At 50.6% G+C, this 12494-nt stretch carries 11 protein-coding genes; all 11 read right to left on the bottom strand.

The annotated features are described in order from the left end of the window. Positions 1 to 10: 10 nt before the first annotated feature. Positions 11 to 712 carry an FG-GAP repeat protein gene (locus tag ACJJI4_RS14035; protein WP_444925557.1) on the bottom strand — a complete coding sequence of 234 codons (702 nt, stop codon included), beginning with the start codon at positions 710 to 712 and terminating at the stop codon, positions 11 to 13. A 453-nt stretch (positions 713 to 1165) separates the two neighbouring features. Next, on the bottom strand, positions 1166 to 3220 hold the full coding sequence (locus ACJJI4_RS14030; protein ID WP_444925556.1) for a S9 family peptidase: 2055 nt from the start codon (positions 3218 to 3220) through the stop codon (positions 1166 to 1168). Positions 3221 to 3386: 166 nt separating this feature from the next. Beyond that, on the bottom strand, positions 3387 to 5462 hold the full coding sequence (locus ACJJI4_RS14025) for a S9 family peptidase (RefSeq protein WP_444925555.1): 2076 nt from the start codon (positions 5460 to 5462) through the stop codon (positions 3387 to 3389). Between the two features lie 775 nt (positions 5463 to 6237). Next, positions 6238 to 6798, bottom strand: a complete 561-nt coding sequence (locus tag ACJJI4_RS14020; RefSeq protein WP_444925554.1) for an SDR family oxidoreductase — start codon at positions 6796 to 6798, stop codon at positions 6238 to 6240. 19 nt (positions 6799 to 6817) lie between these two features. Next, a complete protein-coding gene (locus ACJJI4_RS14015) occupies positions 6818 to 7066 on the bottom strand; it encodes a cupin domain-containing protein (protein ID WP_444928234.1) in 249 nt (82 codons plus the stop codon). A 9-nt stretch (positions 7067 to 7075) separates the two neighbouring features. Continuing rightward, entirely contained in the window at positions 7076 to 7549 is a 474-nt protein-coding gene (locus ACJJI4_RS14010; protein ID WP_444925553.1) for a cupin domain-containing protein, read from the bottom strand. 372 nt (positions 7550 to 7921) lie between these two features. Then, positions 7922 to 9055: a succinyl-diaminopimelate desuccinylase gene (dapE, locus tag ACJJI4_RS14005; RefSeq protein WP_444925552.1), complete on the bottom strand. Its 1134-nt coding sequence runs from the start codon at positions 9053 to 9055 to the stop codon at positions 7922 to 7924. Positions 9056 to 9149: 94 nt separating this feature from the next. After that, positions 9150 to 10181: a 2,3,4,5-tetrahydropyridine-2,6-dicarboxylate N-succinyltransferase gene (gene dapD, locus ACJJI4_RS14000; protein WP_444925551.1), complete on the bottom strand. Its 1032-nt coding sequence runs from the start codon at positions 10179 to 10181 to the stop codon at positions 9150 to 9152. A gap of 21 nt (positions 10182 to 10202) precedes the next feature. Then, on the bottom strand, positions 10203 to 10547 hold the full coding sequence (locus ACJJI4_RS13995; protein ID WP_108734022.1) for an ArsC family reductase: 345 nt from the start codon (positions 10545 to 10547) through the stop codon (positions 10203 to 10205). 2 nt (positions 10548 to 10549) lie between these two features. Beyond that, entirely contained in the window at positions 10550 to 11218 is a 669-nt protein-coding gene (gene nth / locus ACJJI4_RS13990) for an endonuclease III (protein ID WP_444917819.1), read from the bottom strand. Between the two features lie 74 nt (positions 11219 to 11292). Continuing rightward, a complete protein-coding gene (gene dapC, locus ACJJI4_RS13985) occupies positions 11293 to 12465 on the bottom strand; it encodes a succinyldiaminopimelate transaminase (protein WP_444925550.1) in 1173 nt (390 codons plus the stop codon). Between the last annotated feature and the right edge of the window lie 29 nt (positions 12466 to 12494).

Genomic DNA, 12494 nt, shown 5'->3' with positions numbered 1-12494 from the left:
CTTGTTGTTTTCAGTTGGTCTTGTTGTGATTGAAAATATATACAGCGCCAGAGTTAGAGTGGTCATTGCTAGTTTGGTCGCCGTTTATGCCTGAACTACTACTATCTTCACCGCGAGCGCCGACTGCAAGAGTTTTGCCATCGCCACTAAGGCTGACGGAGTAACCAAATGCATCGTCAAGATCACTGTTGCTGGGCTTTATATAAACTTGCTGGGTCCAAGTGTTGCTTGTGCGGCTAAATAAATATACGGCACCAAATCCGAATGAGTTAAAGCTACTATTACCTTGATCACCATTGATTCCGATGGCACTACTATTTTCACGATGAGCACCAATTGCGAGTTTATTGCCGTCATTACTTAAGCTAATAGAATGGCCAAAATAATCTCCCTTATCAGCATTACTGGCTTGGAGCGAAGCCTGTTCAGTCCAGTTAAGGTTGTTGCGCGTAAAGATATAAACTGTTCCGGGAGGGTTGGAATTTTCAGTTCGGAGTAATTCACCTGGCGCTCCGACAGCGAGAGTATTGCCATCGCCACTAAGAGCTATTGATCCTCCAAAATATTCACCCTCGGTAGAGTCGCTTGATTTTAAGTAACCAATACTATCAATAAGAGGGTCATTAGCAGCAAGAATATCTGAGTTGGAACACCCGTGGTTATTGCAGGACTGTAAGATATACTGAGTGTTTACTCTGGAGTGTAACGGCACTTCTAAGATATAACTTTCTGCCTCGTACTGGATATCACTTCCAATCTGACTAAACCCTGAAGCTCCATCAGGATTCTCTTGAAGTCGGTAGTAGATCGCTCCTTCAACATGATCCCAGTTGAACTCGAAGAGTTTAATTGACTTAAAACTTAAATTAACGTTTGAGGTTGATTAGGCATAGAGTTTGTCGATTCAATATTAGTTTCACTCCTGCTACATGCGATGAGCAAAGGTAAAACTATTGCGAAAGCAGCGAAAAAGGGTTTTATCATATTGATTGTGGAGTTTTAGGGTAAATTAAGATTAGAGGTTTGGCCGGTTTAGATGTAGGAAGTTTGTCAGGTAATTTTAAAGCTAATTATGCGTTAGGTAGGAAGTAGGAGGCAAATGCTAAAAAGAGCGGGCTTTGAAGGCCCGCCTAGACGATTAGCTAAAATTAACTAGTGCCGATAGTTAATTTCTTGCTAGATCTTCGCTTTTCCTATCAGGCTTGTGCTGGTCAAACCAATATAGAATCGATGCAACTTTTGCAACTAACTGACTTGGCCTGGCAGCGATACTGTGGGATGCCCCTGGTATGCGAACCATGGCAGCGTCAACGTCATTAAGTTTTAGTGCTTGATAAAACTGTTCTGTTTCTGACATCGGTGTGCGGTAGTCCTCTTCCCCGGTTAAGAGCATAGTGGGAGTGGTAACATTTCCGACATAGGTGAGCGGTGAGCGACGGCGGTATTCCTCAGGTTTCTCCCAGGGCATCCCTGAGAACCAATAGTTGGTAAAGAACCTGGAATAATCGGCAGTTAAGACAAAGCTTTCCCAGTTGATAACAGGCTTGGCAACAACAGCGGCCCTAAAACGGTCAGTTTTACCAATGATCCAGGCTGTCAATGTGCCTCCGCCACTGCCACCAGTAACAAACAACTGCTCTTCATCAATATAACCTTGAGAAATTACAGCGTCGACGCCAGAGATCAGGTCGTCGTAATCCTGGCTCGGGTAATTATGGTGAATTAAGTTGGCAAATTCATGGCCGTAGCTGGTGGAGCCTCGGGGGTTAGTGTACAGAACAACATAACCAGCAGCGGCAAATAACTGGACTTCGGCGGCAAATCTGGGGCCGTAATTAGAGAAGGGACCACCGTGAATTTCCAATAGAAGGGGATACTTCTTCTCGGGGTCGAAATTGGGTGGGTAAGCGACCCAGCCCTGAACATCTCGGCCATCAAAGCTCGATTTGTAGTTAATCTCCTCAATATTTGCCATCTCGCGCAGTGGCATCAGGTCGCCATTGAGCTCGGTGAGTGCCTGGGTTTTGCCGTTGCGCGCTAGAGCCAGTTCGGCCGGATTCTGAGGGGTCGTTTGTGTATAGGCGATGTCTCCGCGTTTGGAGACTGCAAAATTGGCACCGGAGTATGGGCGTCCCAGCGAAAGGCCTCCAGCGTCGTTGGCCATCAGGGTTTCGCTGGAACCAATTTTCTTGATGGCTATTTTGGTGGAGCCGTGATCGTCGTAGCTATAGGCAATTCGCTTGCTATCGCCCAGCCAGTGGAAGTTGGAGATGCTGCGATCCTTGGTAGTTTTTATTTTACGGGACTCTCCGCTATTGAGATCCAGGACGCGCAGAGTATGTTGTTGGTATCCGAGCTTTTGATCCTCAAAGCCTAAATAGGCCAGCTTCGTACCATCTGGAGAGATCTGCGGGTGATGGTCGGGACCATAACGTTCGGTAATCTGCTCGATACTGCCGGTTTTTAGGCTTACCTTGTAAATTTCCGAGTTCATCAGCTCGATTTCGTGATCGGGATGACGATTGGCTGAGAAGTAAATTGCATCGTTATTTTTACTCCAGGCGAGACTGCTGTGATGATCGTACTCGCCTTCGGTAAGCTGGCGAGGGGTACCGCCCTCTCGAGGGATCACAAAAACCTGTACATGCCCCTGCTTTAAATAGCCCATGCCATCTGAACGATAAATGCTGCTGTCGATAAACTGTGGTGGCTTAGCCCACTCTGCGCCTTCCGGGGCACTGGGGAGCTTTACTGGCAGAGGTTTGCTTTCCGGTACGAACATAGTGAAAGCTATTTGCTTACCATCCCGTGACCACTGGATATTGGAGGGGGATTTTGGCAGGTGAGTAATCTGCAGGTTCTGGCCATTATCTAACCACAGCAGGTGGATCTGTGGGCTGCCACTGCGGGTGCTGATAAAAGCGATAGTCTTCCCGTCTGGGGATAGCTGTGGGGAGTAATCGGAGTGGTCTCCAGAGGTCAGAGGGCGGTGATCTTTGCCATCGGTACCGATACGCCAAAGGTTCGCGCGCTTGCCGTCTTTCATTTTGTTCATTGAGTTGCGGACGTAATAAATACTTTTTCCGTCACTGCTGAACTGAGGGCTACTCGCGTATTCGAGGTTAAATACATCCTCGTAACTAAAATTGGGTAGTTGGTTATCAGCGAGCGCAGGGCTGGCGATAAACATCGCTGCGACAATTTTTATTAGCCGGTTCATGATCTTTAGGCTCCTCCTTTTTGTTTCCTAGAGGATACATGAGGAAGGGGGGGCAAAGGGAATGATCCGTTGACTGGTGTGCTCGATGGGATAATCCGTGCTGGAGCAGCAGGGTGGCTGACCTGCTACTCCGTTTTTTGGCCGAATATGCCTGTAAAATTTTGAATTAGTTGGTTGCCAAGTCCTCGCTTTCATTTTCTCTATCGGATTTGTGTTGATCAAACCAGTAGAGGGTCGAAGCTACTTTAGAGATTCTCTTACTGGGTCTATCGGAAAAGTTATGGGATGTGTTTGGAACGCGCACCATAGCCGCCTCTACATCATTTAACTTTAGTGCTTGGTAAAACTGTTCGGTCTCGGATATCGGGGTGCGATAATCGTTTTCTCCTGTCAATAGCATGGTCGGTGTAGTGACATTGCCAATATAGGTGAGTGGAGAGCGGCGTCGATACTCCTCGGGGGTCTCCCAAGGCATCCCGGAAAACCAGTAGCGAGTAAATATTTTGGAGTAATCGGCAGTTAGAACAAAGCTCTCCCAATTGATTACCGGTGCGACAACTACCGCAGCCCTGAATCGTTCAGTTTTACCAATAATCCAGGCCGTCAGTGTGCCGCCGGCACTCGCACCTGTGACAAATAATTGATCCTCATCGATATAGCCTTGGGCGATAACTGCATCGACACCTGCCATTAGGTCATCGTAATCCTGGCTAGGGAAGTTGTGATGGATCAGGTTGGCAAACTCATTGCCGTAGCTGGTAGAGCCACGAGGGTTCGTGTAGAGCACGACATAGCCTGCGGCGGCAAATAGTTGCATTTCGGCAGAAAAGCGCGGGCCGTAGTTAGATAGTGGGCCACCGTGAATCTCAAGTAACAGGGGGTATTTATTTTGGGAGTCGAAATTTGGAGGGTAGGCTATCCAGCCCTGGATATTGCGACCATCGAAGCTGGATTTATAGTTGATCTCTTCCACATGGGCCATATTGCGTAACGGTATCAAATCACTGTTGATCTCCGTGAGTGTTTTTATCTTGCCGCCACGAGAAATTGCAAGTTCTGCGGGAATTTGAGGTGTGGTTTGTGTATAAACTACGTTTCCACGTTTGGAGACAGCAAAATCTGAAAAACTATAGGGAGCGCCTAATGTCAGTCCACCGGCGTCATCCGCTATCAAGGTTTCCTTTCCGCCAATTTTCTTAATGGCAATTTTGGTTGAGCCATGATCGTCATAGCTGTAAGCAATACGCTTACTGTCAGCGAGCCACTGAAAATCGGAAACGCTACGATCGCTGGCAGTTTTTATTAGCTGGTTTTTTCCACTAGCGAGGTCGATCACTCGCAAAGTGTTTTGGTGGTAGGGAAGCCGCTGATCTTCATAGCCTAAATATGCCAGCTTTCTTCCGTCAGGTGAGATTTGAGGTTGAAAATCGGGGCCAAATCTTTCGGTTACTTGCTCAATATTTCCATCGTTGATATTTACCTTGTAAATTTCTGAATCCAGCAGTTCAATTTCATGATTTGGGTGGCGATTTGCTGAAAAGTAAATGGTCTTATTATTTTTGCCCCAGCTGAGTTGGCTGTTGTGCTCGTAGTTCCCACTGGTGAGCTGACGGGGGGTGCCTCCTTCACGGGAAATCATGAAAACCTGTGAATTGCCCTGCTCTAAGTATCCCTGGCCCTCAATGCGATATAAGCTCTTGTCGATAAACTGAGGTGTTTCCTCCCACTCGCCCCCTTCTGGTGGTGTGGGAAGCTCCACTGGCAGCGGTTTGCTCTCGGGCACGAACATGGTGAAGGCGATATGCTGACCATCGTGGGACCACTGGATATTTGATGGGGCTTTTGGTAGATGGGAAATTTGCTCGCTTTTACCATTGTCCAGCCACAACAAATGTATCTGGGGCTTTCCACTCCTGTCGCTGATGAAGGCAATGGTTTTTCCATCTGGAGATAGAAGTGGGGAGTGGTCGTGAAAATCTCCCGAAGTTAGGGGGCGATGATCTTTGCCATCATCGCTGACATACCAGAGGTTTGCCCTTGTGGTATCTGCCATTTTGTTCAGGGAGTTGCGCACGTAATAAATATTTTTATCGTTAGTGCCAAACTGTGGGTCGCTGGCGTACTCCAGGTCGAAGATATCCTCGTAGCTAAAATTGGGTGAATGTTCATTTGTATTTGCGTGGGTGGAAAATGCCAGGCTTGCAATAACTGCCGCAGCGATAAACGTTTTAAACCTATCCATGGTCTGTGAGCTCCTTTTTTTTGTTGGATTCAGCATACCGAAGGGATTGTGTCAGAGGGGATAAATACGCTGAAATGCAGTATTGAGGGGATAGTCAGTTTATTTGGCGTATAAACCTTTTGGAGTTTTACTTTCCCAGCGAGGAAAGCCGGGGCAAGTCAAAAGTAAACTTGATACTTTCGCCTTTTTTGAGCCCACAAACTAAGCCAGGTTAATCGAAATGGTAGCTCTATTAATACTTTCCGATAAATATCTTTGAGGGTATCAAACTGGTAGGCCTCAACCATTTCGTCACACTGTGTGAATAGCAGTTTTTTGGGTTCTAGTTCAGTAACCACAATTCTGGTGGGCACAGTATTAATGAGAGCTGGGGGCAGGGTGTGTATTGGGCTAACGGCACAAAGGGCGACCTACCACTACGATGATTGCGGCTGTATTGAAAAAGTGGTGAGCTACGGTACTTGGTGGCTTTAGGTTTCACTCTGCCATGTGTTAGCCGTCTCCTCTACGAAACTTTGATAGCTTCGCGGGCCCTGCGGCAAAAGTGCGGCCTGAGCCTCGAGATCTTTCTGATGGATTGGATGGCCGTTTGTTTTGAACCAGCGATGCATGACCAGAAGATCGAAATTCAGCCACGGAGGCACCATGGTTTCGATGCTGTTGGCAAATTCTTCCGGCGTTAGGTCAGGGTAGATGACGGTGTGCCCAAGTGCTATAGACCAGAGTGCGGCGGTTTCATTGCCGTTAGGGCATCCAAACTCGACAAAAGAAATACTTAGTTCTTCGCCCTTATGTCTAAGAGTGCTGACGCTGCTGCGAGCGCAACATCACGGATATCAATACGTGCAACCGGGTGGGGCCCCAACGGCGTTGCATAAGCACCTGCAGTGATCACATCCTTCTGAACAAGATCATTCTGAGCGAAGTAGGTGGGCCGTAGTATCGTGTGCGCGATCCCACTTGCTCGCAACGCTGTTTCAATAGCGAATTTTCCACCCGCATGGGGAATCATCGGTGCGCGAACTGCAAGATCGCTCGATAGATAAACGATGTGCCTGGGGGGTGATTCAGCGGCGATCGCCAGTGTGGAGAGGCCTTGATGGGTCTCCTTGGGACTATTTGCGATGAGTAGAAAGACACTCTCAACTCCCTTAAATGCGGACCTCAGGGTGGGAGGGGCGTCCATATCGGCAATGACTGTATCAATATCATCGGGGAGACTTGCGGCATAGGCAGTCGATCGTGTGGCGACCCGGATCTTTGCCCCACTCGCATACAAGATCGGAATGAGGGCCCGGCCGACGTTTCCTGAGCCGCCAAAGATAAGGACAGTCATCGATGTAATCCATTGATGCTCAGGGCCAGACTGCGCAAAAGAATGCGCGAAAAGGTTTGTCGGCGTGCCACCCTACCGGGGCATTCAATGGTACGAAGAAGCTGTCGCCGGCGTGGAAGGTCTCTTCGCTGTTTGACGTTGTGACCCGTACCGACCCCTCCAGCATACATATCAGCTCGCTCCGACTGAAATCTGTGATATCGCAACGACAAGGGCCGGATATTAATGTGCCGACCTGGATCCTGCCATCACCAGACTCGTATGCCAGATGCCGGGCCTAGTGTGGCTCTAGAGCGCTGAGACTGGTCTCTCTGTAGTTGTCTTCTGAAATATTTGGAAGCGGGCGCACGACTCTCAGCTTAGACGGATCAGTCTCTGCAGGATACTCATCATTGAATAAATTGATAAAGTACTTGCGGTAGTATACCGGCATGTCCCATGCGCAATTAAGGCCTTGCGGGAGGAAAAATGGCTCTCCAGCAGAGATAACTTCTTTGTGTCCTGTTTCGTCGATAATGCCGACGTGGCCCTCGATCAGAAGCATGAACTCAAAGAGCGGATAGGGATTGAGCCCTGTGCTGCTTCCGCCAGAGCAATCCCAGGTCCCAGTGCAGAGGCCGTTGCGCTCAAAGGCTTTATACCCTCGCTGGATAGGTGTCGGGCCGGTAAGAAAAGAGGGAGGGATGACAGCCCAGGACTCAAGGCCTTCGCCACTTGGGTTGTGCGGGTCCAACTTGATTACGCTTTTCATGGCGTCTTTCTCGAGGGCTCGAGTTGGTGGCAGGAGCCGCGCGACTCGAGAATCAGTGAGCGGTTGGTGGTCGTCGGCGCGATTCACTAAGTATCCCCGCCGCAACTCATTTAGTAGTCTAATCCAACTTGGCGACAGCTGTTGCTCTCGATAAATTGTGTCGGCCCGAGCCACCCTGCACGGTCTGGAGCAATGGGGTGTTGTATTGGCAGAGTTGGCAAATACGCTGAATAGTAATATTCAAGAGGTAGCCAGTTTTTGGCAAGATAAACCTGTTGGAGTTTTACTGCCCCAGCCATGAAAACTGGGGCCTCTCAAAAGAATATTTTGATTTTTCGCCCTTTTCGAGCCTCTAGGTTGAGTCGGATTAATTTAAGTGAGTAGCTCTTTTAAGACTTCCCGATAAATATCTTTGAGGATATTCAGGTGGTCGGCCTCAACCCTTTCGTCCACTTTATGAATAGTGGCATTTACCGGTCCCAGTTCTACGACCTGGGCTCCGGTAGGGGCAATAAAGCGGCCATCGGAAGTGCCGCCGGCGGTCGATAGCTCCGTTTTTTCCCCGGTGATGGTGAGAATTGCCTGCTGAGTTGCCTGAACCAGTGGGCCTGCGGCAGTGAGAAAAGGCAATCCGGATAATTTAAAATTCGCCTCGTACTTGAGGTTGTGCTTATCCAGGATTGCGCGGGCCCGAGTCTCAAGGTCTTCGGCGGTTAATTCAGTGGAAAAACGCCAGTTGCAGAGTAAATCCACTTCGCCGGGAATAACATTGGTTGCGCCGGTGCCGCCATTGATATTGGAAACCTGGAAGCTGGTTGCGGGGAAGAATTCATTCCCCTGGTCCCACTCTTCGGCAGCGAGTTCAGCGAGAGCAGGGGCCAGGGTATGTATCGGATTCTCGGCCAAGTGAGGGTAGGCTACATGGCCTTGGGTGCCGAGAACTTTTAGTTCCAGGCCGAGTGAGCCCCTGCGCCCATTTTTTATAATATCGCCAACCCGTTCACTACTGGATGGCTCGCCGACGATACAGCAGTCAATCTTTTCTCTCTGCTCCTCGAGCCACTCGACAACCTTAACGGTGCCGTTTGTTGCGGGGCCCTCTTCGTCGCTGGTGATCAGAAATGCTATGCGACCACTGTGGTCTGGGTGTGCCGCAACGAACTCCTCACAGGCAACCACCATGGCTGCCAGGGAACCCTTCATGTCCGCCGCACCGCGGCCATATAGAAAACCGTCGCGAATTTCAGGCTCGAAGGGGGGGCAGCTCCAGTTTTCTTCTGGGCCTGTGGGTACCACATCGGTGTGTCCGGCAAAGGCGAGTAGGGAGCCTTCACTAGAGCCATCGCGTACAGCCCAAAAATTATCGGTGTCACCTCTGCGCAATTTTGTTACCTGGAATCCTATTTTTTCCAGGCGCTGGATCATAAGGTCCATACACCCCGCATCTTCTGGGGTAACAGAGCGGCGGCGAATCAGGTCGAAAGCGAGTTGGAGGGTGGGAGTCACTTGGGCTTTCCTTGTATAGGGAGATGGGCCGCAAAGAAGCGGCTAGAGGGGTGGGGTGCATCGGTGCGGAACTGAAGTTCCGCACCGTGCAATTTTAATTGCTGTGTAGAGTTTCATTGAGCTCGATAGCACTCTTGTTGGTGAGACATTCCACTGCACCATTAGTGGAGTTGCGGCGGAATAGTAAATCGGATTTTCCGGCCAGGTCTCTGGCCTTGATGTGCTCTACCAGCTTGCCGCTGTCATCGAGCAGGGCGATTTTAGTTCCAGCGGTAATGTAGAGCCCCGCTTCTACTGTGCAGCGGTCGCCAAGGGGAATGCCGATGCCGGCATTAGCGCCGAGTAGGCAGTTATCGCCTACCGAGATAACGATATTCCCGCCGCCGGAAAGCGTGCCCATGGTGGAGCTGCTGCCACCGAGATCGGAACCGGCGCCGACAAATACCCCGGCGGAAATACGGCCTTCAATCATACCGGGCCCTTCGGTGCCAGCATTAAAGTTAACAAAGCCCTCGTGCATGATTGTGGTGCCTTCCCCAAGGTATGCGCCCAGGCGCACTCGAGCGGTGTGTGCGATACGAACCCCAGCCGGTACTACGTAGTTGGTCATTTTGGGGAATTTATCCACGCAGGAGACATCCAGGTATTCACCTTTGAGTCTTGCATCCAGTTGTCGCTGCGGTAATTCCTCGAGATCAATGGCTCCCTGGTTGGTCCAAGCGACATTAACCAGCTTGCCAAAAATACCGTCGAGTTTGGTCTCGTGGGGTTTTACCAGGCGGTGGGAGAGAAGATGTAGCTTTAGGTAGGCCTCCGGCACGGACTGCGGGGCTTCGTCAGTAGCCAAAATAACTACTGCGAGTGGTCTTTGGGAATTGGCGAATTGCTGCAGGATTTCCGCCTGGTCAGCGGCGCCTGCACTGTGGAGAGCATCGGCTAATTTCTGTAGCTGGGTGGAGTCCAGAGGCAGACTGTGATTTCCCTCTGCCACGCCGAGAGTTTCAGTAACCGCGTTAGCGATTTCTGCGCTAGGTTTAAACAGGGGTTTGGGGTAGTAAACTTCGAGCCAGTCGCCCTTGCTGTTACAGGTGCCGACACCAAAACCGATGCTGTAAATATTGCTCATGGTGGTTTTCTCCTAATTCGACTAGCTTTGCAGTTGTTCGAAGGTCGCCTCTTTAAAACCGAAAAGGGTTTCCTTTGAGGTGGTGGTGACCGGGCGTTTGATTAAGGTAGGGGTCGCACTGGCCAGATCTAAGGCGAGTGCATTGTCCATTTCGTTTTTCTGTTCATCGCTCAGTTCACGCCAGCTCGTTGAGCGGCGATTCAGGACCTCTTGCCAGCCAAATTTATCCAGCCATGCTTGAAGGGGGACATCTTCCATGCCGTCTACGCGAAAATCGTGAAAGCGATAATCGACTCCATTTTTCTCCAGCCATTTGCGGGCTTTTTTTACGGTGTCACAGTTTTTAATGCCGTACAGAGTAATCACGGTTACGCCTTTTTGGTTTTCTTGGGGTTTTTACGGTTGGGGTAGCAGGTTGTGCAGATTTCACAGACGGTGCCGTCGCAGCCCCGTGCAGAGCAGAACTCGCGACCGTAGAAAATAATCTGCAGGTGCAATTTATTCCACTTGTCTCTTGGGAACAGCCGCTTCAGGTCTTTTTCCGTCTGGGTGACATTTTTGCCATTCGTCAGGCCCCAGCGTTGGGCCAATCTGTGAATGTGAGTATCGACGGGAAACGCCGGGTGCCCAAAAGCCTGTGACATAACCACGCTCGCCGTCTTGTGTCCGACCCCGGGTAGGGTCTCCAGCGCGGCCATATTCTCGGGCACTTCGCCGTGGTATTCGTTGATCAGGATCTGCGAGAGCTTGCTGATGGCTTTGGATTTTTGCGGTGAGAGGCCACAGGGGCGAATGACTTTTTGGATCTCCTCTACCGGGACCTGCGCCATATCGCTAGGGTTGTCTGCCAGCTGCCAGAGCGCAGGGGTTATCTGGTTGACACGCTCATCGGTGCATTGCGCGGATAGGAGTACCGCAACCAACAGGGTATAGGAGTCTTTGTGATCGAGAGGAACGGGAGTTTCCGGGTAGAGTTCCTCCAGGCGCTGTAAAATATAAGTAACGCGCTCTTGCTTGAGTAGATTTTTTACTGCCATTGTTAAGATATGCCTGGGCGTGGAGTTCCTGTATGTGCTCGAGTTGTCAGTTGTTCTTGAAAAGTGAGTTGGCCTTACCTGCAAAATGCCTTTATACGGTGCGCTGCGTCGATGCACTCTTGCAGTGTCGCTACCAGTGCCAGACGCACATACTCGCGACCAGGGTTCAAGCCGATGCTATCGCGGGCGAGAAATGCACCGGGAAGTACCGTGATATTTTGCGCCTCATAGAGTTCCCTGGCAAAACGCTCACCATCCCCGACCTTGGGCCATAGGTAAAAGCTTGCCTGTGGCTGTTGTACCTCGAGGCAGCCGTCGAGAATTTCGAGAACTGAAGAAAACTTTTTACTGTAAAGCGAGCGATTCTGGCGGACGTGTTCCTCATCCTGCCAGGCTGCGATCGAAGCATGTTGATTGGGCAGCGGCATGGCGCAGCCGTGGTAAGTTCGATAGAGCAAAAACTTTTGCAGTAGATCGGCATCACCGGCGACGAAGCCCGAGCGAAGCCCGGGTAAGTTCGAGCGCTTTGATAGGCTGTGGAATACTACACAGCGGCGAAAGTCTGTTCGTCCCATTTCCTCGCAGGCCTGTAATAGTCCTACCGGCGGTGATGACTCGTCAAAATACAGCTCCGAATAACATTCATCGGAGGCGATGGTGAAATCGTAGCGGTCTGCCTTCTCTATCAGCTGTTTAAAATCTTCAGCTTCGAGAAGAGCGCCGGTGGGGTTGCCGGGAGAGCAGAGGTAAAGCAATTCGCATTGCTGCCAAACCGATTCCGGCACCGAGGTGAAATCTGGTTTGAATTGGTTTTCTGCCGCACAGTTAATAAAGTGCGGCTGCGCCCCGGCGAGAAGGGCCGCGCCCTCATAGATCTGGTAGAAGGGATTGGGCATCAGGACTTTGCTGCCTGCGGAAACGGTCGCCTGGGCGAATGCAAAAAGTGCTTCCCGGGTCCCGTTCACCGGCAGCACCTGGCTATCTGCGCTCACACTGGCGAGCTGAAAGCGCTGGCTCAGCCAATCGGCGATCGCCTGCCGCAGGGGCTCTATTCCCTTGGTCAGTGGGTAGGCGGCAAGCTTGTCCAGGTGCCGAACAAGCTCTGCACTGACAAACTCTGGTGGGGCATGCTTGGGCTCACCGATGGACAGTGCAATATGCGGTTTGTCCGCCGCTTGGAGGCCCTCTTTCAGGGCTTGCAGCTTGGTGAATGGGTAGGGCTGCAGCTGTTCCAGATTTGGGTTCATGGTCGTGAGCGGGCCTCGGGCGTTTTTTC

It is taken from the genome of Microbulbifer maximicatervae (SeqCode), from assembly GCF_052467305.1.
Note: the sequence above shows the minus strand (reverse complement) of the source record. Positions and strands in the feature narration are given on the sequence as shown.